This is a genomic window from Vibrio sp. 10N.261.46.E11, assembly GCF_041472735.1.
In the GTDB taxonomy this organism is placed as follows: Bacteria; Pseudomonadota; Gammaproteobacteria; order Enterobacterales; family Vibrionaceae; genus Vibrio.
Map to the genome: position 1 here is coordinate 29,802 of NZ_JBFRQW010000001.1, position 24,536 is coordinate 54,337.

At 44.8% G+C, this 24,536-nt stretch carries 22 protein-coding genes; 16 read left to right on the forward strand and 6 right to left on the reverse strand.

The features are described from left to right. The 8 genes from rsxB (at nt 1) to AB4407_RS00165 (ending at nt 7,820) form a co-directional block, all read left to right on the forward strand. Entirely contained in the window at nt 1-594 is a 594-nt protein-coding gene (gene rsxB, locus AB4407_RS00130; protein ID WP_004734040.1) for an electron transport complex subunit RsxB, read from the forward strand. 7 nt (nt 595-601) lie between these two features. Beyond that, the gene (rsxC, locus tag AB4407_RS00135) at nt 602-3,412 is read left to right on the forward strand and encodes an electron transport complex subunit RsxC (protein ID WP_372117423.1); all 2,811 of its coding nucleotides are present in this window, start codon (nt 602-604) and stop codon (nt 3,410-3,412) included. Beyond that, nucleotides 3,412-4,458, forward strand: a complete 1,047-nt coding sequence (gene rsxD, locus AB4407_RS00140) for an electron transport complex subunit RsxD (RefSeq protein ID WP_017105543.1) — start codon at nt 3,412-3,414, stop codon at nt 4,456-4,458. The genes rsxC and rsxD overlap by 1 nt, the downstream gene beginning before the upstream one ends. A gap of 12 nt (nt 4,459-4,470) precedes the next feature. Further along, on the forward strand, nt 4,471-5,100 hold the full coding sequence (gene rsxG / locus AB4407_RS00145) for an electron transport complex subunit RsxG (protein WP_372117426.1): 630 nt from the start codon (nt 4,471-4,473) through the stop codon (nt 5,098-5,100). Further along, nucleotides 5,100-5,792: an electron transport complex subunit E gene (locus AB4407_RS00150; RefSeq protein WP_076656929.1), complete on the forward strand. Its 693-nt coding sequence runs from the start codon at nt 5,100-5,102 to the stop codon at nt 5,790-5,792. Before rsxG ends, AB4407_RS00150 begins: the two co-directional genes overlap by 1 nt. Nucleotides 5,793-5,998: 206 nt before the next feature. Continuing rightward, the gene (gene nth, locus AB4407_RS00155) at nt 5,999-6,634 is read left to right on the forward strand and encodes an endonuclease III (protein WP_102281089.1); all 636 of its coding nucleotides are present in this window, start codon (nt 5,999-6,001) and stop codon (nt 6,632-6,634) included. Nucleotides 6,635-6,767: 133 nt separating this feature from the next. Continuing rightward, nucleotides 6,768-7,184, forward strand: a complete 417-nt coding sequence (gene gloA, locus AB4407_RS00160) for a lactoylglutathione lyase (RefSeq protein WP_004734046.1) — start codon at nt 6,768-6,770, stop codon at nt 7,182-7,184. A gap of 201 nt (nt 7,185-7,385) precedes the next feature. Continuing rightward, nucleotides 7,386-7,820: a DUF2753 domain-containing protein gene (locus tag AB4407_RS00165; RefSeq protein WP_004734047.1), complete on the forward strand. Its 435-nt coding sequence runs from the start codon at nt 7,386-7,388 to the stop codon at nt 7,818-7,820. 99 nt (nt 7,821-7,919) lie between these two features. Here the strand turns inward: AB4407_RS00165 and motY are convergent, their stop codons facing one another. Continuing rightward, the gene (gene motY / locus AB4407_RS00170) at nt 7,920-8,801 is read right to left on the reverse strand and encodes a flagellar protein MotY (protein WP_372117428.1); all 882 of its coding nucleotides are present in this window, start codon (nt 8,799-8,801) and stop codon (nt 7,920-7,922) included. 188 nt (nt 8,802-8,989) lie between these two features. Between motY and rnt the strand changes: the two genes are divergently transcribed. Both rnt and AB4407_RS00180 read left to right on the forward strand, forming a co-directional pair. Beyond that, complete coding sequence (gene rnt, locus AB4407_RS00175) at nt 8,990-9,625, forward strand: ribonuclease T (protein WP_372117431.1); 636 nt, start codon at nt 8,990-8,992, stop codon at nt 9,623-9,625. A 74-nt stretch (nt 9,626-9,699) separates the two neighbouring features. Further along, a complete protein-coding gene (locus AB4407_RS00180; RefSeq protein WP_372117434.1) occupies nt 9,700-11,025 on the forward strand; it encodes a Na+/H+ antiporter family protein in 1,326 nt (441 codons plus the stop codon). A gap of 215 nt (nt 11,026-11,240) precedes the next feature. Here the strand turns inward: AB4407_RS00180 and AB4407_RS00185 are convergent, their stop codons facing one another. Next, nucleotides 11,241-11,870, reverse strand: a complete 630-nt coding sequence (locus AB4407_RS00185) for a DsbA family protein (protein ID WP_372117437.1) — start codon at nt 11,868-11,870, stop codon at nt 11,241-11,243. 98 nt (nt 11,871-11,968) lie between these two features. Beyond that, on the reverse strand, nt 11,969-12,307 hold the full coding sequence (locus AB4407_RS00190; RefSeq protein ID WP_004741702.1) for a Grx4 family monothiol glutaredoxin: 339 nt from the start codon (nt 12,305-12,307) through the stop codon (nt 11,969-11,971). A gap of 269 nt (nt 12,308-12,576) precedes the next feature. Here AB4407_RS00190 and sodB point away from each other — a divergent pair, with 269 nt between their 5' ends. From sodB to AB4407_RS00205, 3 genes are all read left to right on the forward strand, one after another. After that, nucleotides 12,577-13,161, forward strand: a complete 585-nt coding sequence (sodB, locus tag AB4407_RS00195; RefSeq protein ID WP_004734050.1) for a superoxide dismutase [Fe] — start codon at nt 12,577-12,579, stop codon at nt 13,159-13,161. A 247-nt stretch (nt 13,162-13,408) separates the two neighbouring features. Then, a complete protein-coding gene (locus AB4407_RS00200) occupies nt 13,409-13,912 on the forward strand; it encodes a VC2046/SO_2500 family protein (RefSeq protein ID WP_372117439.1) in 504 nt (167 codons plus the stop codon). A 278-nt stretch (nt 13,913-14,190) separates the two neighbouring features. After that, on the forward strand, nt 14,191-14,874 hold the full coding sequence (locus tag AB4407_RS00205) for an SDR family oxidoreductase (RefSeq protein ID WP_372117442.1): 684 nt from the start codon (nt 14,191-14,193) through the stop codon (nt 14,872-14,874). Nucleotides 14,875-15,064: 190 nt separating this feature from the next. On the opposite strand, the gene adhE is transcribed toward AB4407_RS00205, so the two are convergent. Next, the gene (gene adhE / locus AB4407_RS00210; protein ID WP_372117444.1) at nt 15,065-17,770 is read right to left on the reverse strand and encodes a bifunctional acetaldehyde-CoA/alcohol dehydrogenase; all 2,706 of its coding nucleotides are present in this window, start codon (nt 17,768-17,770) and stop codon (nt 15,065-15,067) included. Nucleotides 17,771-18,410: 640 nt separating this feature from the next. Here adhE and AB4407_RS00215 point away from each other — a divergent pair. Beyond that, on the forward strand, nt 18,411-19,049 hold the full coding sequence (locus AB4407_RS00215) for a YchE family NAAT transporter (RefSeq protein WP_004734056.1): 639 nt from the start codon (nt 18,411-18,413) through the stop codon (nt 19,047-19,049). Nucleotides 19,050-19,198: 149 nt separating this feature from the next. After that, nucleotides 19,199-20,041 carry an ion transporter gene (locus AB4407_RS00220; RefSeq protein ID WP_372117512.1) on the forward strand — a complete coding sequence of 281 codons (843 nt, stop codon included), beginning with the start codon at nt 19,199-19,201 and terminating at the stop codon, nt 20,039-20,041. Between the two features lie 138 nt (nt 20,042-20,179). Here AB4407_RS00220 and asd read toward each other — a convergent pair whose 3' ends face one another. Then, nucleotides 20,180-21,298, reverse strand: coding sequence for an aspartate-semialdehyde dehydrogenase (gene asd, locus AB4407_RS00225; RefSeq protein ID WP_012603520.1), 1,119 nt, complete (start codon nt 21,296-21,298; stop codon nt 20,180-20,182). 500 nt (nt 21,299-21,798) lie between these two features. Here asd and nhaC point away from each other — a divergent pair, with 500 nt between their 5' ends. After that, entirely contained in the window at nt 21,799-23,235 is a 1,437-nt protein-coding gene (gene nhaC, locus AB4407_RS00230) for a Na+/H+ antiporter NhaC (protein WP_372117445.1), read from the forward strand. A 96-nt stretch (nt 23,236-23,331) separates the two neighbouring features. Here nhaC and AB4407_RS00235 read toward each other — a convergent pair whose 3' ends face one another. Next, a complete protein-coding gene (locus tag AB4407_RS00235; protein ID WP_372117448.1) occupies nt 23,332-24,510 on the reverse strand; it encodes a chemotaxis protein in 1,179 nt (392 codons plus the stop codon). Nucleotides 24,511-24,536 lie beyond the last annotated feature (26 nt).

The window sequence follows — 24,536 nt, forward strand, 5'->3', positions numbered from 1 at the left end:
ATGAGTACCATTTTAATTGCGATCATTGCGCTAGCCGTTTTAGCCGCTGTTTTTGGCGCTATTTTAGGCTTTGCTTCTATCCGCTTTAAAGTAGAAGCCGATCCTATCGTTGATCAAATCGATACTATTTTACCGCAAACTCAATGTGGCCAATGTGGCTACCCAGGTTGTCGTCCATACGCAGAGGCGATCGCTAACGGAGACAAAATCAACAAATGTCCTCCAGGCGGCCAAGCAACCATTGAAAAGCTAGCAGACTTAATGGGCGTAGAAGTTGAAGACTCCGCTCATGACTTAGATAACAAAGTAAAAACTGTTGCTTTCATTCATGAAGATATGTGTATCGGCTGTACTAAATGTATTCAAGCCTGTCCTGTTGACGCCATTGTTGGTGGCACCAAGGCACTACACACAGTTATCAAAGATGAATGTACAGGTTGTGATCTATGTGTCGCACCGTGCCCTACTGACTGTATCGAAATGATTCCAGTGGCAACAACGACTGAAAATTGGAAATGGCAGATGAACATCATCCCTGTTACAGATATCACTAACCAAGCAACTGATGCGACTGCGTCAGAGCCTAAGGCGTAGGGTTAGTATGATCTCTTTAATTGAACAAATTCGCACGGGCTCTATTTGGAACTTCCCGGGCGGCGTGCACCCTGCTGAAAACAAGAAACAGTCCAATACCACTGACATCGTTCATGCAAGGCTTCCCGAGGAAATCGTTCTTCCGGTAAAACAGCACATCGGTAAGCCAGGTAACTTATTGGTTGCTAGGGGTGACACCGTGCTAAAAGGCCAACAACTGACAGCCTTGGACACGGGTTTTACGTTACCAGTACACGCACCAACATCGGGTGTGATTACCGCTATCGAACCACGAACCACCGCTCACCCTTCTGGCTTGAGCGAAATGTGCGTGGTTATTAAACCTGATGGCTTAGACACGTGGATTGAAAAACACCCAGTTGAAGATTTTTCAACAAAGACCTCAGATGAACTGCTTGATGTGATTCGCCAAGCTGGTATTTCAGGCATGGGCGGCGCAGGCTTCCCTACGGCTAAGAAACTTCAATCAGGCTTAGGTCGTACCGACATTTTGATCGTCAACGCTGCGGAATGTGAACCTTACATCACCTCTGATGACAAGTTGCTGCAAGAGCATGCCGACGAAGTACTAAAAGGCATCGAAGTGGTTGAACACATTCTTCAACCAAAGCTGACCGTGATTGGTATTGAAGACAACAAGCCAGATGCGATAAAAGCACTTGAGATTGCCGCGAAAGACAAAGATATCGTCATTCGTGTTATCCCAACCAAATACCCTTCTGGTGGTGAAAAACAGCTGATCAAGATCCTCACCAATAAAGAGGTTCCAGCTGGCGGCATCCCTGCGGATATAGGTGTTTTGGTTCAGAACGTTGGCTCTCTCTACTCAATTAAGAGAGCAGTAATCGACGGCGAACCTGTCATTAACCGCGTTGTGACTTTAACCGGTAAGACCTTTAAGCAACCTCGTAACGTTTGGGCGCTCTTAGGCACACCAGTACATGAGTTGCTTGAAGAGTTTGGCTACAAAGCCGATAAAAAGCTGCCGCGTTTGATTTTGGGCGGCCCTATGATGGGCTTCACCTTGCCACATGCCAATGTGCCAATCACGAAAACGTCGAACTGTATTTTAGCGCCAACGCGTCGTGAAATTTCACCAAGCACTTACGAGATGGAATGTATTCGATGCAGTGCTTGTGCCGAAGCTTGTCCTGCCTCTCTGCTGCCTCAACAGCTGCAATGGCACGCGAAAGCCAATGAGCTGGATAAGTGCGAAGAGCTAAACATTAAAGACTGTATTGAATGTGGTGCTTGTGCGTTTGTTTGCCCAAGTGAGATTCCTCTTGTTCAGTACTATCGCCAAGCGAAAGCCGAAATCAAAACAAGAAAAGACGAAGCAACGGCTGCAGAGCGCGCCAAGGTTCGTTTTGAAGAGAAAAACGCTCGTATGGAGCGTGACAAAGCAGAACGCGAAAACCGCTTCAAGAAAGCCGCGGATAACCGTCGTAAAGACATGAAATCAGCCGGCGGTGACGATGCAATTGCTGCTGCGATTGCTCGTGTTAAAGCACAAAAAGCCGCTGCTGATCAGGCTCCAAGTGAAGAGCCAGCAGTGAAACCTGCGGTTGCAGCTGCGATTGCGAAGGCAAAAGCGAAACAAGCTGCGGCTCAGAAAGCGGATAGCGCTGAACCAGACAACTCTGAAATGTCGAAGCTACGTGAAGAACGTAAACGACAAGCACGAGAACGCAAGGCACAACAAGCTGCTGCTGACGATCCAGATGAAAGCTCTGGTGATGGCAAGAAAGATGCTGTCGCTGCCGCTATCGCTCGTGCTAAAGCTAAGAAAGCACAACAAGCGGAACCAGCTTCTGAAGCTCCAGTCGAAAGCTCTGGCGACGCTAAGAAAGATGCTGTCGCTGCAGCTATCGCTCGCGCTAAAGCAAAGAAAGCACAACAAGCTGAATCTTCTACTCAAACCGAAAGTGAAGCTCCGGTTAAAAGTTCTGGCGATGCTAAGAAAGATGCTGTCGCTGCGGCTATAGCTCGCGCTAAAGCGAAGAAAGCACAACAAGCAGGTTCAGCTTCCGAGGCTCCAGTTGAAAGTACTGGCGACGCTAAGAAAGACGCCGTTGCTGCAGCTATCGCTCGTGCTAAAGCGAAGAAGGCTCAACAAGCAGAATCAGCTGCTCAAACCGAAAGTGAAGCTCCAGCTAAAAGCTCTGGCGATGCCAAGAAAGACGCAGTCGCTGCGGCCATTGCTTGTGCTAAAGCCAAGAAAGCTCAACAAGCGGAATCAGCTACTCAAACCGAAAGTGAAGCTCCGGTTAAAAGTTCTGGCGATGCTAAGAAAGATGCCGTCGCTGCGGCCATTGCTCGCGCTAAAGCCAAGAAAGCTAAACAAGCGGAATTAGCAGCTCAAACCGAAAGTGAAGCTCCAGCTAAAAGCTCTGGCGATGCTAAGAAAGATGCTGTCGCTGCGGCCATTGCTCGTGCTAAAGCCAAGAAAGCACAGCAAGCTAAGCAAGACCAAACAGCAGAAACTCCTGAGCCAGTGATTGAAGTTGAAGCTGAAATTCAATCAGAGCCCGTCGATCCTAAAAAAGCTGCCGTTGCCGCTGCAATAGCTCGTGCTAAGGCGAAAAAAGCACAGCAAGCTAAGCCAGTCGAAGCTGAAGAAATCGCTCCCGAACCTGTAGCTGAACCTTTAGTTGAAAAAGAGACTGTGGTTGAATCTGAGGTTCAATCAGAACCCGTCGATCCTAAGAAAGCAGCCGTTGCTGCCGCAATTGCTCGTGCTAAAGCAAGAAAAGCGCAGCAAGAGCAAGATAAAAAGAACAATGAGGAGAAAGAGTAGTGGCCTTCTTTATCGCCAGCTCACCGCACGCACACAATCGTAGAAGCACCCCAGATCTCATGAAATGGGTGGCTATTTGTGCATTGCCAGGTCTACTAGCTCAAACCTACTTCTTTGGATGGGGTACGCTCATCCAGTTAGTATTTGCTATCGCACTTGCTGTTACCTTTGAAGCAGCCGTAATGCTATTGAGAAAACGTCCGCCAGTGATGGCATTGCGTGATTACAGTGCGGTTGTTACCGCTTGGCTACTCAGTGTCGCGATTCCCCCACACTCTCCGTGGTGGATTCTAGTCATAGGTATGTTCTTCGCTATCATCATCGCAAAACACCTTTATGGCGGCCTTGGACAAAACCCGTTTAACCCAGCAATGGTGGCTTACGTTGTTTTGCTGATCTCATTCCCAGTTCAGATGACCAGTTGGAATGCTCCTACTAGCTTAACCGCTGAAGCAACGAGCTTTGTTGACTCATTTTTGATGATCTTTACCGGTTTCAATAATGAGGGTTTATCTCTTCAACAAGCTCGTCTTGGTATTGATGGCACCACGATGGCAACACCACTCGATGCATTCAAAACCGCATTAACGGCAGGCAACACCGCTTCTGAAGCTCTGTCTCAGCCACAATTCAGCTGGTTAGCTGGCGTGGGGTGGGAATGGGTTAACCTTGCCTACCTAGTCGGCGGCTTGGTGCTCATCAAACAACGCGTGATTCAGTGGCATATTCCGGTCGCTTTTATTGCTAGCCTTGCGCTGTTTAGCTTAGTGTTCTTAGTGCTGACGCCTGGTGAAACAGCTTCTCCAACCATTCATTTATTGTCTGGCGCAACCATGCTTGGTGCATTTTTCATTGCGACCGACCCAGTTTCAGCATCCACGACAGTCAAAGGTCGCTTGGTGTTTGGTGCTCTGATCGGCGGTTTAGTCTTTATCATCCGCAGTTGGGGTGGTTTCCCTGATGGCGTGGCGTTTGCTGTATTGTTAGCCAACATGTGTGTTCCACTGATTGACTACTACACCAAACCTCGTACATACGGCCACTAAGGAGCGGATACCATGCTAAATGCAATTAAGAAAAATGGCCTTGTACTCGCGATTTTTGCTTGTGCTTCAACAGGTTTGGTCGCGGTAACTCACTACCTGACCAAAGATCAGATCAAGCAGCAAGAACAGGCTCAATTACTGTCCGTGCTTAACCAAGTGATCCCGCACGATCTGCACGATAATGAACTGTTTTCAGCCTGTACTCTGGTTCAAGCAGAAGAGTTGGGCACTGAACAAGCGATGCCCGCTTACATTGCTAAACTCAATGGTGAGCCAAGTGCGATTGCGATCGAAGCGATTGCACCCGATGGCTACAACGGTGCGATTAAGGTCATTGTTGGGATGAGAATCGACGGTACGATTTTAGGTACTCGCGTGCTTTCACACCAAGAAACTCCGGGATTGGGTGATAAGATTGATCTTCGTGTGAGTGATTGGATTCTCTCATTTGCTGGTAAGCAAGTGACGGATTCTAATCTTGACCGTTGGAAGGTTCGTAAAGACGGTGGTGACTTCGACCAGTTTACTGGCGCGACCATTACGCCAAGAGCGGTCGTTAAGTCAGTGAAACAAGCGGTGCAATACGTTAACCAAAACAACCAAGCATTGCTTGTTCAACCTCTAAATTGTGGTGGTGAATAATGAGTGACCATAAAACACTAATCAAAAATGGCATGTGGGCTAACAACCCTGCCCTAGTTCAACTTCTTGGCTTATGTCCTTTGTTGGCTGTGTCTTCAACGGTGACCAACGCACTTGGACTGGGTATTGCGACTCTGCTTGTATTGGTCGGTTCGAACGTTGCTGTTTCTCTGGTTCGTAACCACGTGCCAAAAGAAGTGCGTATTCCAGTCTTCGTAATGATCATTGCATCACTGGTAACCTGTGTTCAGCTTCTGATGAACGCATACGCGTATGGCCTTTACCTGTCTTTGGGTATCTTCATCCCACTGATCGTAACCAACTGTATCATCATTGGCCGAGCTGAGGCCTTCGCTTCTAAAAACGAAGTGCTGCCTGCTGCTCAAGATGGTTTCTGGATGGGTCTTGGTATGACATCGGTACTGGTTGTACTGGGTGCGATGCGTGAGGTTATTGGTAACGGCACCCTATTTGATGGCGCAGACCTGCTCCTTGGTGATTGGGCTTCGGTGTTACGAATCCAGATATTTCAATTTGATAACAGCTTCTTGCTAGCCCTGCTTCCACCAGGTGCCTTTATTGGTGTTGGTTTCTTGATTGCGTTGAAAAATATCATCGACAACCAAGCAAAATCTAGACAGCCTAAACAAGAAAAACCAGTCATTGAACGCGCTCGCGTTACCAATGCTTAATAAGTTACAGTAGCTTAAACCCTGTTGAGTAGCTCAACCGCTCAGCAGGTAATTAGATCGACCAAGTACACATAATAATGACGCTCATAAGAGCGCGTAACCGATGATAAAGCCTGAACCATTGCGAAACTTGTTATTTTAAAACGAGTAAGTTTGAAAGAACTTCGCCGGAACTCAAGCCCTAACTATTTGAAAGTAATGTCGCTATGAACAATGTAAAACGAGTAGAAATACTTGAGCGTTTGAGAGAAAACAATCCAAATCCAGAAACCGAGCTTAACTGGAACAGCCCTTTCGAGTTGCTGATCGCCGTGCTCTTATCTGCGCAGGCAACCGATGTCAGCGTCAACAAAGCCACTGATAAGCTTTATCCTGTGGCTAATACTCCACAGGCTATTTTCGACCTAGGTGTCGATGGCTTAAAAGAGTACATCAAAACCATCGGCCTATTTAACTCAAAAGCAGAAAACACCATCAAAACGTGTCGCATGCTGCTTGACCTACATAATGGTGAAGTACCGGAAGATCGCGCTGCATTAGAGGCCCTTCCAGGCGTTGGCCGCAAAACTGCAAACGTAGTGTTAAATACCGCCTTCGGTTGGCCAACCATTGCCGTTGATACTCACATCTACCGTGTATCAAACCGCACCAAGTTAGCTATGGGTAAAACCGTCGACGATGTTGAAGCAAAGCTTCTCAAAGTCATTCCAAAAGAATTCAAACTGGATGTCCACCACTGGCTCATTCTTCACGGACGTTACACCTGTGTTGCACGTAAACCACGCTGTGGCAGTTGTATCATTGAAGACTTGTGTGAGTTCAAGGAAAAAACCGACGTCTAAGCTCATAAGCTGTTAGCCCTAAGCTAAGAAGCTAAGAAGCTAAGAAGCTAAGAAGCTAAACAATGCCGCATTTTTCTAGCGGCATAAAACAGAATTACAAAAACGTATACATAGTTAAAGCTAGGAGCAAATCATGTCAAACGGTCGTATTTTACACACCATGCTACGCGTTGGTGATCTAGACAAGTCTATCGAGTTCTACACCAATGTAATGGGAATGCAGCTATTACGTAAGAACGAAAACAAAGAGTACGAATACACGCTGGCTTTCGTTGGCTTTGGTGACGAATCTCAAGGCGCTGTGATTGAGCTAACTTACAACTGGGGTACGACTGAATATGACCTTGGCTCAGCTTTTGGCCACGTTGCTATCGGTGTGGATGACATCTATACAACGTGTGATGCGATTAAAGCTGCAGGCGGTAATGTGACACGTGAAGCGGGCCCTGTAAAAGGCGGCTCTACTCACATCGCATTCGTGAAAGACCCTGATGGCTACATGATAGAGCTGATTCAGAACAAACAAGCAAGCGCAGGTCTAGAAGGTTAATTCCTAAATACCTTTGCAAGATTAGGCTAGAACGCCTGATGAAATGAACACAGAAGCGAGCACTATGCTCGCTTCTTTTTTATCACTCTCCCCATAATCGATATTCTTTACCAATTATTATTAACAATCTCACTGATGAAACTTTACATGATAATAATTATCATTTAAATTAAGTCCCCTATTGATTAGTGAGGTAACACAATGATTAGCGAATGGGAAAAACACACGTTACTCGCCGATACGGCATTACAGCTCGATGATCCTGTACGAAGTATTCTTCACTATCAGCAAGCGTTGAACTTAAGCGAAGAAATTACTGAACGTACCGATATTCAGGCCGATGAACGCCTACTTATATCAGTGATCTCTTGCCACAATCTTGCGCAATTCTGGCGCTGGGCCGGCGACACTGAATATGAACTCAAGTATCTGCAATTGGCTTCAGAAAAAGTACTGACACTGATCCCGCAATGTCCCAATACGCAATGTTCAAGCTTCATTGACTCAATTGGTTGCTGTAAAAAAGCCCTTATCGACTTCATGAAACGCCATCCCAACCCTAAAATTGCTTCTATGGTGGAAAAGATCGATACCGCGACCAACTGTGAAATGATCGCCCGCTTCCGCTTGAACTAAACAAATTACGTTTAAACAACGACTCCAAATTTAAAATATAAAAAAGCCCGTCATCAGTGAAAACGGGCTTTGTCATTTCAAAACGAGCTATTGTTCAGATTACACCTGTGTGCGACCTAAAGAGATAACAACACGTCGGTTTTTGTCTTTACCAATTGGCGAGTTGTTGTCAGCAATTGGACGACGCTTACCATAGCCTTGTACTTGAATACGGTCTTCTGGCAAGCCTAGAGATTTAAAGTACTCTCTTAATGATTCCGCTCTGCGCTCTGAAAGGTTCTGGCTAATACCTTTGCTATCGACGGAATCGGTGTATGTAGCCACCAGCACAAGGTCGATGTCTTGGTTATAGCGAACATAGTCGGCAATCTGGCTGAGTCTCTTACGTGAAGACTTATTCAACTGATCGCTGTTACGATCGTAGTGCAAGATAGTAAAAGAGATATCTTCGAAGCTATAAGGCAATAAGTTGGCGATACAGTCACTGAACACATTGTACTTTTCTTGGAATAATACCGATGATAGCGCAACTTCGATTCGCTGATCTCGGCTCTGCCATTCTTGATAGCTGAATGTCGGGTAACGCCCTTTCTCCAACTCACTCAACATACCCCAAGCGGTTTGACCACCAACATAGCCATCAAATTGTTGGAAGAACTTTATGGTCGTCATACGATCTGCACTTTCGCCCGGTCGCCAAGCTGGCGGCATAGAGATCAAGCTTACATTACGTGTCGCACCCATCGGGCGGCGCATTTTAAGTTCAAAGTCTAAAATGATTTTTTTACTCGCACGAGATGAGAACTCAGCATCACCAAAATTTGGGATTGGGTGAACCAAGCGACATTCAAGTGGCGTATTAGCCACCATCTCCCATGTCGACTGTTGAGGAGATGCTCCGTAACGCTTTTCTTGCGCCAGAACCGATGACGACATAAGTAGCGAAAATAGCATTGAACCTGTTATGAGTTGTTTCTTCATAAAGTGGAGTATCTCTTAAGCAATTTGTTTAACAATGCAGCCAATTGCCGCATTTTTCTCTCACGTTTGAATATGCAATTATCAAGCCGAAATAGGTCGGCTAATTTATGATTTATTGCCCTTCCCTAGTTTTTATCACTGCTATTATCTGCAATAATGCAGCCTTAATCACACATATTTGGGCTAACATGACTGTAGAAAACGAAGCTCTGACCCTAAAAAAACGCTTTCGTGGCTATTTTCCAGTGGTCATCGACGTGGAAACCGCAGGGTTTAACGCTGAAACCGATGCATTATTAGAAATCTGTGCCATTACACTAAGAATGGATGAAAACGGAGATCTGCACCCTGCATCAACGCTTCATTTTCACATTGAGCCTTTTGAAGGCGCAAATATAGAGCAGGCAGCATTAGACTTTAACGGAATTAAAGACCCATTTAGCCCATTACGTGGTGCTGTGTCGGAACAAGAAGCCCTTAAAGAAATCTACAAGCTAGTGAGAAAAGAACAAAAAGCTTCAGATTGCAGTCGTGCAATCATGGTCGCTCACAACGCTACATTCGATTTGAACTTCGTTAATGCGGCAAGTGAGCGTTGTAAGCTTAAACGCGTCCCGTTCCATCCATTTGCAACTTTTGACACTGCAGCTCTTAGTGGTCTTGCCTACGGTCAAACCGTTTTGGCTAAAGCTTGCCGCACTGCAGGGATGGAATTTGACAACAAAGAAGCACACTCTGCTTTGTATGATACGCAAAAAACCACAGAGTTATTTTGCGGCATTGTAAACAAATGGAAAGCCCTTGGCGGTTGGCCTCTTGATTGACGAAGAATAAAAAATAGAGTCGGTAAACGTTCGTTCGTATTGCCTTCATAAAAACACAACATCCCGAGAATAATATGAACCCTGTTGTAATTTCAGTTTGCATCATGCTTGTTTTAGCTTTGATGCGCGTAAACGTAGTCGTTGCTCTCACGTTCAGCGCAATTATCGGTGGCGTAGCCTCTGGTATGAGCTTGAACGACGCAGTCGCGGCTTTCGAAAGTGGATTAGGCGGCGGTGCAACGATCGCACTTAGCTACGCTATGCTTGGTACATTCGCTGTTGCTATCTCACGTTCTGGTATCACAGACCTACTTGCCCAAAGCGTCATTAAGCGCATTCACGGCAAAGAGAACAGTGCGGCATCTAATGGTCTAAAATACGGCATCCTTGCGTCTTTGATCTTAGTGACCATGTCTTCGCAAAACGTGATTCCTGTGCATATCGCCTTCATCCCAATTTTAATCCCACCTCTATTAGGCGTATTCGCAAAAATGAACCTAGACCGTCGTCTGGTTGCGTGTGTACTTACTTTTGGCCTGATTACGCCTTACATGGTGTTACCAATTGGTTTTGGCGGCATCTTCCTAAACAACATCCTGCTTAAAAACCTTCACGACAATGGTCTTGAAAACGTTGTAGCAAGCCAAGTGCCTATGGCAATGTTGTTACCCGCTGCTGGCATGATCTTCGGCCTTCTTACCGCAGTATTCTTTACTTACCGTAAGCCTCGCCAATACAAAGAAACCTCTCACACTGTTGTTTCAACAGAAGTGAAAGAGATCAACAAGAAGCACATCCTAGTTGCAGCGGCTGGTATCGTTGCAGCGCTAACAGTTCAACTGTCGACGGGGTCTATGATCATCGGTGCTCTAGCGGGTTTCATGGTATTCACCTTCGGTGGCGTAATCGCTTGGAAAGAGACACAAGATGTCTTCACCAAAGGCGTTCACATGATGGCAATGATCGGTTTCATCATGATTGCAGCGGCAGGTTTTGCAGCGGTAATGAAGCAAACGGGTGGCGTTGAATCTCTGGTTGAAGCACTTTCAACAAGTATCGGCGACAACAAACCTTTAGCAGCGCTACTTATGCTAGTTGTTGGTCTATTGGTAACTATGGGTATCGGTTCTTCGTTCTCTACGATTCCAATCCTTGCAACTATCTACGTCCCATTAGCAGCAGCATTTGGTTTCTCACCTATGGCAACGATCGCTCTAGTAGGTACAGCTGCAGCGCTTGGTGATGCTGGCTCTCCAGCTTCTGACTCAACCTTAGGTCCAACATCGGGTCTTAATGCTGATGGTCAACACGAGCACGTATGGGAAACCGTGGTACCGACGTTCCTACACTACAACATCCCACTGATCGTATTCGGTTGGATTGCAGCTATGGTTCTGTAATTCGATTCTGTCGTAAAGAGCCCTAAGCTATCTATTACAAAGGCCGCATCGTGCGGTCTTTTTTGTATCTGGAATATCTATCCTCTTCACTTGTTCTTTAACGCTCTCAACCCTTTACCACCGCAATAAACGAATTACATCGAACAAAAGAAAAGGCTTACTCCTACGAATAAGCCTTAGAAACCATTACACCAATATGAACAGCTCTCGCTGGATTATGCAGCGGGAGCGTTATTCACTAGAATTTCGCGAATAGACTTGAGCGTAGCTTCAGTTGAATGGTAATCCAATTCAACTTCACTAAAGATACCGTTTACCTCAAGCATTAAGGTTGGGTAAGAATGCACACCCATCGCTTCTTTAAAACCTAACTGGTCATCTAACTCGCTTTCCAAGAGCTTACTAGAAAGGTCATTTTCAAACTGTTGTACATTCATCCCTAGCTCTTGAGCTAACTGCAAATGCGTTTCTTGGCTATGAGGCAGCATCGCACGAAGGTAGTAAGCGTGCTGGATCGCTTCAAGCATTGCTTCGTAGTGATCTTGAAAACCAGCAGCGATCACTGCACGGCATGCAGGGTAAGTACTACGAACAGGTTGGCACTCAGTCCAAAATTCATGGTTAAACTCAGTCCCTAGTTTAGCTTCGATTTGCTTCCAAATCGCTTGCAGCTTGCCTTTCATCTCTTCTGACATTAGCTCATCAGAATCCGGGGCCAAACCACCCACTACATAGTTAAACTCAATGCTCGCAGGCAATTGTTGTTTCAATAACTCAAGTGTTGGCTTGTAACCCCAACACCAGCTGCACATTGGATCATGCACATAATGAAGTTTTACGTTCATTGTTCATTCCTTATCGAGTCAATGATTCGATCAATTCAAACAAAAAAGGAGCCTAATTAAGGCCCCTCATTTTAACTATTCAGCGCAGAGGCTAGAACTTATTCAGCGTCATCGCCAGCAACTTTAGCCGCTGCTTCTTTGATGATTGGCTGAAGTTCGCCTTTTTGGAACATCTCAAGAATGATGTCACAACCACCGATTAGCTCACCTTCAACCCAAAGTTGTGGGAAAGTTGGCCATTGTGCGTAAGCAGGAAGCTCTGCACGGATATCAGGGTTTTGTAGGATATCTACGTAAGCAAATTTTTCGCCACATGCCATTAGAGCTTGAGACGCTTGAGAAGAGAAACCACAGCTAGGTAGCTTAGGAGAACCTTTCATGTACAGTAGAATAGTGTTTTCTTCAATTTGCTGTTTGATTTTATCGATAGTTTCCATTGCTTCCTCGTTAATGGATTACGGCTTTTATTGCCTTTATTCTACCCCAAACCAAAAGAATAAAAACCATATAAAAAAAGCGGTTAACAAGCTAAGCTAACAATTCACACAAAAGTGATGAAATAAGCTTTTAATAAAGTAAAAACTTGCTAAACTATATCGCAAGTCAGCAAATTTACCATGGTTGGCAGTATAGCGAGCCATGAATAATAATATCACTGGAAGCAATCGAAAGAGTTAACTCTTTCATATCAATGGAGAATTGAGCAATGGCATTTGAACTACCGGCTCTTCCTTACGCGAAAGACGCGCTAGAACCACACATCTCAGCAGAAACGCTAGATTTCCACCACGGTAAGCACCACAACACTTACGTTGTTAAGCTAAACGGTCTTATCCCAGGTACTGAGTTTGAAGGCAAAACACTAGAAGAGATCGTTAAGACTTCTACTGGTGGTGTTTTCAATAACGCTGCTCAAATCTGGAACCACACGTTCTACTGGCACTGTCTTGCTCCTAAAGCAGGCGGCGAACCAACTGGCGCTGTTGCAGAAGCGATCAACGCTGCATTCGGTTCTTTCGAAGAATTCAAAGCGAAATTCACTGATTCAGCAATCAACAACTTCGGTTCTTCTTGGACTTGGTTAGTTAAGAAAGCTGACGGTTCTCTAGACATCGTTAACACTTCTAACGCTGCGACTCCTCTAACAGAAGAAGGTGTTACTCCACTTCTAACTGTTGACCTATGGGAACACGCTTACTACATCGATTTCCGCAATGTTCGCCCTGACTACATGGCTGCATTCTGGAACCTAGTAAACTGGTCTTTCGTAGAAGAGAACCTAGCTAAGTAATTATTACTTACGCTGCGCTATTTATAGCGAGTTATCTATTGAAAGCTCATGCCTCGGCGTGAGCTTTTTTGTATCTGTCGTATTCTAATCAATGCGAACATTGCGAAACGAACTAGCAGATCAAGCCTACTTTTCAACCTATTCTTACCTTTCTCAATCGCCCTACATAAATTCGTTATTTGCCTGTAATTAAACTCTAAAGTTTGCCGACTCCATGCCGTTAAAGGTGTATCCAATGAGAGGCGACATGCAAATACATACTTTAGACAAAGCAGGAATCATCAACGAACTGAAGTTCGGCATCGGGATCAGCCAAGCGGTTGAGCAAGGTCGCCGTGCAGATTTCGCGTTGCTGTTATCTATGTTTTCTAATGATGTTCGCGATTGTACTCCCATCGACACTATTGACGTCACTGAAACGACTGAAGATCGTCTACGTAAGCAATTTGGCGTAGCAGAGCCGCAACAACTGCGTTCAAACCAATCGTCGTATGAAATTTCAGTGCAACAATCGAATCACTTTCATCAAGCTAGCCTTGCCAGCGCCAAACTAAGCCACTATTTGAAGCCTGAAGCACTTGCCTTCATGCCTGAAGATACGGGCGACTTACCCGAAGAGGTTTATCAAAATCTTTCTGGTCATGACCGACGCAAACTGGCAAGTAAACAGTTGCCTGATTTACTAAATGCGACGCTCTACAACGAGCTGTCGACAGCTCAACGTCAGTATCAGATTCAGGCGCAAGTATAGCTGCTACTTAGCCTTCCTCTTTCTCGCTCAATATTCTCGACTACTCTTTGTTCGATCTCGCTTTTCTAACGATTGATGTAGGTAATATGAACCAACACCTTTGGTCATCATCAAAACCGGAGATATCGGGCAACACTTGAAGTTACTGCAAAATGTGACCTGCCACAAAGTTCATAAAAAGTTATCTATGGGTACACCTTAGTTTGAACCAATTCACACCAACTGTACAAAATTTAACCCATTCTTATCCAACATGGACGATTTGCTTAGGTGCTGGGATGGAAATAAAAAGCTCAATTATATTGGTAACATCTGCTGGCTCGCGATTAGGAGGAACGATTGCGAATCACTTTGTTAACCTTGGAGCCACTGTCATCCTTTGTGATAAAGACGCAAAAGCACTTCAGGCGACTTATTTACAATGCGCCCGCTTCTCCGACTCTGTTTACCATTACACGCTCGAAGGGAATGACAGCCAAGCTATTCTCAGCGTATTTGATTTTATTCAAGCCACCTTTAACACGACACCCGATGTTCTGGTCAACAATTGGATAAGTTCCCCAATGCCTAGTCTAATTGGCGATCAGCCTGTCAGTAGCTTTATCAATGATCTGTCTGCTATGGCATCGACCCTTTTCGCATTTGGGCAAATCAGTGCAGAGAGGTTGCGAGAGCAAGACAAAGAAGGCGTGATTGTGAATGTGATATCTCACGATGACTTTCATGATGTTTCAGGCTTAGAGAGCGCAAACTCCATGATTACCGGCTTTACCCATAGCTGGGCGAAAGAGCTGACGCCATTTGGTATTCGAGTCGGCGGTGTTGTCCCCGCTGTTCATAACTCTGATGGCAAACTCAACCGATGCCATTGGGCGCAGCTGCAAGATGAACTTACTAGAACAACCGAATACATTGTCTCGAACGACTACTTCAGTGGGCGAGTTGTGGCGGCAGAAGTTTAACCCGTTCCCGACTCCAAAATATATAGTGACGAACACAGCTCATATTGAGTACAAGAGCTATCGCCTTTCAATCTGTTTATAAACGAACCAAACATAAAAAAGCCCCAGTCTCTCGACTGGGGCTTTCATCTTTTCCCGATAGATAAGTATCGTGCTAGCGAAAACTTATCTCAAAACTAATGCTTACTTATTATGCGTTAGCTTTTTCTTTTTTAGCTTTTGGCGCTTTCGCTTCAGCTGGCTTTTGGTCTGCTTTCTTAAGGATAACTGTAGTACCTTCGAAAGTTTCGCCTTCAACGTATGGTTGGCCGAAGTAAGACGTTGTTAGAACTTCTTTTAGCTCAGTGATTAGAGGGTAACGTGGGTTAGCACCTGTACACTGGTCATCGAACGCTTCAACAGCTAGCTCGTCTAGTTTAGCGATGAAGTCAGACTCGTTAACACCCGCAGCTTGGATAGATAGTGGGATGTCTAGGTCTTTCTTAAGCTCTTCTAGCCAAGTCAGTAGACGTTCAATCTTCTGAGCAGTACGGTCACCAGCTTGGCTTAGGCCTAGGTGGTCAGCAACTTCAGCGTAACGACGACGTGCTTGTGGACGGTCGTACTGAGAGAATGCAGTCTGCTTAGTTGGGTTATCGTTCGCGTTGTAACGTACAACGTTTGAGATAAGTAGTGCGTTAGCAAGACCGTGTGGTAGGTGGAACTCAGCACCAATTTTGTGAGCCATTGAGTGACACACACCTAGGAATGCGTTCGCAAAAGCAATACCAGCGATAGTTGCTGCGTTGTGAACTTTCTCACGAGCGATTGGGTCTGCTGAACCATTTTTGTAGCTTGATGGTAGGTATTCTTTAAGCATCTTAAGCGCTTGAAGAGCTTGACCATCTGAGTATTCGTTCGCAAGAACAGATACGTAAGCTTCTAGTGCGTGAGTTACTGCATCGTAACCACCAAATGCTGTTAGAGACTTAGGCATGTTCATTACTAGGTTAGCATCAACAACAGCCATGTTAGGCGTGATTTCGTAATCCGCTAGTGGGTACTTAGCACCAGTCTTGTCGTCAGTAACAACAGCGAATGGCGTAACTTCTGAACCCGTACCTGAAGTAGTAGTGATACATACAAGCTCAGCTTTCTGACCCATTTTAGGGAACTTGTAGATACGTTTACGGATGTCCATAAAGCGCATTGCTAGTTCTTCGAAGTGAGTTTCTGGGTGCTCGTACATAACCCACATGATCTTAGCAGCATCCATTGGAGAACCACCACCTAGAGCAAGGATTACGTCAGGTTGGAAGCTCTTCATTGCTTCAGCGCCTTTCTCAACAACAGACAGTGTTGGATCCGCTTCTACATCGAAGAATACTTGAACTTCAATACCCTGTGCTTTCAGGATTTGTACTACGTCATCTGCGTAACCGTTGTTGAATAGGAAACGGTCAGTTACTAGGAATGCGCGTTTCTTACCTTCTAGGTCGCTCATTGCGATTGGAAGGCTACCACGACGGAAGTAGATAGACTTAGGTAGTTTGTGCCACAACATGTTTTCAGCTCGCTTCGCTACAGTTTTCTTGTTGATAAGGTGCTTAGGACCTACGTTCTCAGAGATAGAGTTACCACCCCATGAACCACAACCTAGAGTTAGAGAAGGTGCAACGTTGAAGTTGTACAGGTCACCGATACCACCGTGAGTAGTAGGGATGTTAATTAGGATACGAGCAGTCTTCATCTTGTCACCGAAGTAACGGATGCGGTCTGCATTAGTATCTTGGTTAGTGTAAAGACCAGATGTGTGACCGATACCACCGATTTCAACCATAGTTACCGCTTGAGCAACAGCATCTTCGAAGTCGTCTGCACGGAATAGACCTAGAGTAGGAGACAGTTTCTCGTGAGCAAACTCGTCATCGTAAGAAACTTTACCAAGACCTTCACCTACAAGTACTTTTGTATCAGCAGGAACTTTAACACCAGCCATTTCAGCGATTGCTGGAGCAGGTTGACCTACGATTTTAGCGTTTAGGTTGCCGTCGATAAGCAGTACTTTACGTACTTTGTCAGCGTCAGCTTTAGATAAAACGTGAGCTTTGTGAGAAGCAAAACGCTCTTTAACTTCGTCATAGACTTCGCCAACAACGATTGCTGCTTGCTCAGAAGCACATACAACGCCGTTATCGAATGTTTTAGACATAAGGATAGATGCTACAGCACGTTTGATGTCAGCTGTTTCATCGATAACGACAGGAACGTTACCAGCACCAACACCGATAGCAGGCTTACCAGAAGAGTATGCTGCTTTAACCATGCCTGGACCACCAGTCGCAAGGATAAGTGCAATACCGTCGTGCTTCATTAGCGCGTTAGAAAGCTCTACAGATGGTTGGTCAATCCAACCGATGATGTCTTTTGGAGCGCCCGCTGCTACTGCTGCGTCTAGAACCAGTTTAGCTGCATCGTTAGTTGAGTTCTTTGCACGTGGGTGTGGCGAGAAGATGATGCCGTTACGTGTCTTAAGAGAGATTAGAGATTTGAAGATTGCTGTAGAAGTTGGGTTCGTTGTTGGAACGATACCACAGATGATACCTACAGGCTCAGCGATAGTCATTGTGCCTAGGCTTTCATCTTCATCAAGAATGCCACATGTTTTTTCGTCTTTGTATTTGTTGTAGATAAATTCAGATGCAAAGTGGTTTTTGATAACCTTATCTTCAACAATACCCATTCCAGATTCAGCAACTGCTTGTTGTGCAAGTGGGATACGAGCGTGGTTAGCGGCAAGAGAAGCTGCGCGGAAGATTGCGTCTACTTTCTCTTGAGAGAATGTTGCAAACTCTTCTTGTGCTGCTTTAACGCGTGCTACTAGAGCATCAAGTTCCGCTAAGTTAGTTACAGGCATGGTGGATCTCCTAAAATAATAAATATTAAAAACTTTTTATTAATTTCGCTGCTTGCTTTTAACCTCAAACAACAACGTTCTTAGTAAATTGCTTTCAGGACTGAGTATATTATTTCACAGTGTGAAAAAAATTGACCCAGATCAGTTACCCAAAAAGAATTAACCAAAAAGTAGTAAGGCAATCGCAAAAACCGACTTAAGATTATGATTTATATAGATTAAAATCACAATTTTGGTTAGTGCAAAAAACAAGCAAACAGACAAGTTTTTTCTACATTGCGTAACAAACTGTAAAAAAGTTTCATTTTTAGTCAGTTAAATTACATGTATACAGCTATATTCGTGCCACTGAGAGTATATCCAGACCGTTGCACCGGCTAGATTTTGACATAATTTTTATTAAATTCGTGCGGCAGTTAACAGTTACTCGATAATAAATTACAAAATGAAACACTAACAACTAACTCGCAACACTGCCAATACAAAAGAGATATTCAATTAGTTTTTCTAAAAATAATCCCCTATTTCAGGTTAGTTTTTTTCATTCGTGCAAATCCGATTTGTCCCTTACATTACGCGCTCAGACTATTCACCGAATCAAACCATCAACCTTAAAATTCGCTAACTGGAGATCGCTCTCATGCAAGGCTTAGAACTCGCAATTTTTATGCAATTCTTCCTTGGGCTTGTTGCTGCCGTAAACCCAATCGGCATTATGCCTGTTTTTGTTTCCCTTACTGCACATATGCCGCCAGAAGAGAGGAACAGGACCGCATTACAAGCCAACATTGCTGTTGCCGTTATCCTGATTGTCTCGCTCGTTGCAGGACAAATGCTGCTTGATATGTTTAGCATCTCGCTGGATTCATTTCGTGTTGCAGGTGGCTTGCTGTTATTGAGCATCGCATTTTCGATGATGAGCGGTAAGCTCGGTGAAGATAAGCAGAATAAACAAGAGAAATCTGAATACATCAGCAAGGAGCAAATCGGTGTTGTTCCTCTTGCTATGCCTTTAATGGCGGGCCCCGGGGCAATCAGCTCGACTATTGTTTACGGATCTCGTTACCCTGCAGCTATTGATACTGTGGGAATTGGCATTAGCATTATCGCGTTTGCAACCTGCTCTTGGCTTCTGTTCCGTTCAGCGCCGGTTATCGTTCGCTTTTTAGGTCAAACGGGTATCAACGTGATCACTCGTATCATGGGCTTGATTCTTGGCGCATTGGGCATCGAGTTCATCGCCAACGGCCTACGTAATTTGTTCCCAGGTTTGGCATAACATTTAACGGTATTCCGGTTGCTCTATAAAAGGCAACAATATTGCAATATAGATGAGGCGAGGAAAGCAATTGGGCTTTCACTCGCCTCGTTATTATGAAGCTTGTATAATGACTGTTAATGCATTTAACAAAAGATGAATCTCCCCTTATGCCACGCAAGCCACTCAAGCATCATTTGTACGTCATTATCTTTGGTACTCACACGCCAGCCGGACGTGCGTTTGATATTTCTCTGATCGTCGCAATCTTGGCTTCGCTGTTGGTACTTATTCTAGAGTCCCTCTCAAATGTCATGACTGAGTGGTCACAACAGCTTCGTTATATCGAATACACCTTTACAGCACTCTTCACACTTGAATATTTGTTAAGGCTCTATTGTTCTCCGAAACCAAAATCTTACGCCACCAGCTTTTATGGTGTTGTTGACCTCTTAGCGATTCTTCCAACCTACCTAGCGATCATTTTCCCAGGTGCTTCATTTATGGGTGTGGTGAGACTGCTTCGTGTCATGCGCATCTTCCGAATCCTAAAGTTGGTTCGTTACCTGCAAGATTCCAACATATTGTTACGCTCACTATTAATGGCAAGACGAAAGATTCTGATCTTCTTTACTACTGTCGGCATCTTGGTCGTTATCTTTGGGGCACTGATCTTTGTTATTGAAGGGCCAGAAAATGGCTTTACAAGTATTCCCCACAGTATTTATTGGGCAATCGTAACCATTACTACGGTTGGCTACGGTGACATGATCCCTCAAACCGCGTTAGGTAAAGCGATCGCTTCTCTGACCATGCTATTGGGTTACTCTATTTTAGCGGTACCGACAGGGATTATTACTGCAGAGCTCAGCAACGAGATGAACTCGCACAAAGAGTTGGTAAAGTGTCCGAACTGTAACCGCGCCGGCCATGATTCGGATGCTATGTATTGCAAACACTGTGCGAGTGAATTGGCAGACCCCGACAAGCGTGTCGTTACAGAAGAGAAATAAAAGCAGACTCAAGATGCGAAGAGATTTAAGGGCAGTTTCGAGGGCCGAATAACGAGATATCAATAAACTAAAAAGGGTTGACGTTTATCGTCAACCCTTTCGGTTTATCAGCTAATAGAATTTAAGCAATCTTACCGATTACGCTTTCTCAGCAAGGATAATGCGTAAAGTACGGCGTAGTGGTTCTGCAGCACCCCAAAGTAGTTGGTCACCTACCGTGAACGCATTCAGGAAATCGTTACCCATCGACATCTTACGCAGACGACCGACTGGTACAGACATTGTGCCTGTTACTTTCGCTGGTGTTAGCTCCTGCGCAGTGATGTCTCGGTCATTAGGAATCACTTTAACCCAATCATTGTGCGTCGCGATGATCTCTTCGATCTCGTCCATAGGCACGTCTTGTTTAAGCTTAATCGTTAGTGCTTGAGCGTGACAACGCATTGCACCGATTCGTACACAAGTGCCATCAATTGGGATTGGCTGACCATCTAGGCCAAGAATCTTGTTCGCTTCAACGCCGGCTTTCCACTCTTCTTTGCTTTGACCGTTTTCACGCTTCACATCGATCCAAGGAATCAGTGAGCCCGCAAGCGGAGCACCGAACTGATCGGTTGGAAATGAAGATGAACGAATGGTATCAGCGACTTTCTTATCGATATCAAGAATTGAACTCGAAGGGTTCGCTAACTCAGAACTTACGCTATCGTTGATCACACCCATTTGTGAGATAAGTTCACGCATGTTCTTAGCGCCCGCACCTGAAGCGGCTTGGTAAGTCATGGCACTCATCCACTCAACCATACCTTTCTCGTATAGACCACCCAAAGCCATAAGCATTAAGCTCACAGTACAGTTACCGCCTACGAAAGTGTTAGTCCCGCCGTGGATGCCTTGTTGGATTTGAGCCAAGTTAACAGGATCAAGAGTGATGATTGAATCCGCGTCCATACGTAAGGTAGAAGCCGCATCAATCCAGTAGCCTTTCCAACCTGCTTGACGCAGTGCTGGGTATACTTTTGAGGTGTAGTCTCCGCCTTGACAGGTAATCACCGCATCAAGCTGTTTTAGGCTATCAATATCAAAAGCGTCTTGAAGTAGACCCGCATCTTTACCACCCAAAACAGGGGCAGGAATACCAATCTGAGACGTACTGTAATAAACAGGTTCAATCAAGTCGAAATCTTTCTCTTCAACCATACGTTGCATCAATACAGAACCAACCATACCGCGCCAACCAACTAGACCTACTCTCATCGCTCACTCTCCATGTATAAATTAAAAATTGCTCTCCCCCATCTATAAGTTTTTCAGAAACAGAACTCAAGTGCTTTTTGTCAAAAAGTGTAACTTTTTCGTTTCTTTTAAGTGAACGCAATGAATAGCGCAGTTATCCCTGTATCGACATTTAATATCCACCTCATTGATAAAACTCCCATTATCCTCAAATTCAAACATTTGCATCGCCAAAACAGCTTAATCCTACTCGTGTCACAAACAGTAAATCCCTCTTTTTAATCAATACTATCCAGAATAATACTTCACAAAACGAAAACAACGTGCGACAAGTTTCAACATGCAACAACCATGAATTTAACAATATTTCAGATAATGAAACCATGATTAATTGTTTTAGCAGTCAAATATCACAAATTGGGTGTATTTTTTCGATATAATAAACTAATTACTGTAGTGTCCGTTTTGCACCACACACCATAACGAAGCACTATAAATGCTCGAAATCACAAGAGGCTTTTATGAAGCAGAGTAAAACTCGCCTACCGAACCTATTGCAGGTATTCATCGCGTTAGGATTATTTCTATCCCTTGCTTTTTCCTTTACTGCAAAGCTTGACCTTCCAATTCAACTTGCCTTGTATATTGGCTGGTTCATTATCATGGTTCTCGGTATTCGCCTTGGCCACGAATACAAAGACTTAGAAAAAGCGGCACTCAAAGGAATATCCAATGGCTTAGGCGCGGTTTTAATACTTTTAGCCGTTGGCGCTCTTGTTGGTACTTGGATCTCTGGCGGGATCGTACCTACTATCATTTACTATGGTCTGAAAGCAATCCACCCTTCTATCTTCCTTTTAGCGACCATGATTATCTGTTCTCTAACCGCATTGGCAACTGGTACTTCTTGGGGCGCCGCGGGTACAGCAGGTATCGCAATGATGGGCATAGGCCAAGGTCTAGGTGTTCCAGCACCGATTACTGCAGGTGCAGTACTGTCAGGCTGTTACTTCGGTGACAAGATGTCTCCACTTTCGGATTCAGTGATTCTGGCTTCTTCAATGTCTGGTGTTGAAGTGGTTGAGCACATCAAGGGCATGCTGCCAGTTGCGTTAATCAGCTACGTGATTACTGGCATCATGTTTACTGCGTTTGGTTTCCACTACGCGGGCAACGTTGACATGAGCCAAGTAGATTCTGTCATCAAAGCAATGGAAGTTCAGTTCTACATCACACCTTACTCATTTGTCCCAGTACTGATCGTGCTTGGTCTGTTGGCTTTCCGCATGCCTTCATTCCCGGTAATCAGCTTCGGTTCTCTGCTAGGTATTATCTGGGCAGTCATGATCCAAGATATCGATTTCCTAACGGCATTCAATACAGCTTGGGCACCGTTCTCTATCTCCTCTGGCGTAGAGTTTATTGACTCGATTCTTAACCGTGGCGGCATGTCTTCAATGCTTGGTTCGGTAGCGGTGATTGTGTTTGGTTTAGGTTTTGGTGGCTTACTGGATAAAGTGGGCGTATTAGAGACGATTGCTAAGGTGTTCGAGCGCCGAGTAAATAGCGCTGGTTCTCTAGCAACAAGCACGATCGGCACGGCATTCATGGGTAACGTATTCGGTTCTGCAATGTACGTATCGTTAATCCTAACGCCAAAAATCTGTGCGAAAAACTACGACCGTTTAGGTTATCAACGTAAAAATCTATCTCGTAACGCTGAGTTCGGTGGCACGTTAACTTCAGGCATGGTTCCTTGGAGTGATAACGGTATCTACATGGCGAGTATTCTTGGTGTCGCAACGCTCTCTTACGCTCCGTTCATGTGGTTGAGCTTCATCTGTATCCTCGTGACTATCGTAACGTCTTACATGGGTTGGTTCGTTGATAAATGTGAACCAACAGCACCAGTGCTTGAAACTGAAGAAGCCGCTGAACTGAGCAAGCAACAAGCTTAAGCTAAGGCTTTAGTGCTTAAGCACAAAAATGTTGATGATATAAATGCCAAAAGAGCGCTCTAGAGCGCTCTTTTTTGATCTACTTAATTACTGAATTTATTTGTTGGCGGTTCGTTTACCCAACCAATAACCGATGCCTAACGGTGCAAAGAACACCACCAAGATAAACAGGATGAAGTAAATAATCACACCTTTGATTAAGTCCATCAGTTTATCAATAGCGAGTACCACCACCTCTTGAGAGACGCGATCAAGGTCTTGTGTGAACAGTTCTCTCTCTGAAGTCACAATGCCTGCAATTTCAATACGCTCTTTCGCAATCATCGCGACCAGAGCTTCTCTCTCTCGTGTCACCATTTTTTCTAACGCTACACGTTCTTCAGTGAGCATCGCCAATTTTTGATCTGTCTTATCACTTAGGTCGTTAAGTAAAGGCTGCATTTCTGTCGACATAATCGAAGCCAATGTTTGCATGTACTCAGGGTTATTCTCAATGAAGTCCTGCATGCTTGCTGATGTTTGACGAAGGCTTTCCAATGTCATCGACAAATCTTCACCTGTGAGCGAACTGTTCATCGCCACCAACTCAGCTTTCCACGTCATCAATTTCGGCGTTTGGTCAGCCATTAGGCTTAAGCGGTCTGATGCATCGCTCATGGCTTCTGGCATAGTACCTAGGCTCTGAACGATTTGAGATTCGTCTTTACCCAGATAAGTTAGCCATTCGCGATAAGCAGGCGTGCTTCTGAAGGTAAGATCTTTAAAAGGGTTGCTCGCGGCAAACTCTGCAACAAATGCTTTGCTCTTCTTGAAATCACTTGAGTTCAATACACCCTTTGCTAGCTTCTCAGCTTCTTGGTCAAGAGAACGAGCAGTCTCTACCGCATTATCCGTCACGAACAGATCCGCGCCATCGCCTTGGCTATAAAACTGATTCATTTGGGCTGTGAAAACCCATGAGTCAATTAATGCTGACATTGGGGAAGTTTGGTACGCAGCTTGTTGTAAGCCCTGCTCAGCATGGATCTTCCAAAGCAACACATAAGATTGATGTAAGGTGTCATCAGCAGGGTAAGATTGCGCAATGAGATCGGCTGAGTCTTCTACTCGTGTAAAAAACATCTTGGCGTATTCACGCGTCATGATCCGAGCCTGTAACTCTTGCTGAGTAAGAGGCGTCGTTTGACTATCTAGCTTAACTTCCAAGAGAGAACAACCACTTAGCATAATGCTAAGCACCAACACTATCCAATTTCGACTCGAAACTCGTGACATATAAACCTCTAACAAAGACTAAGGGC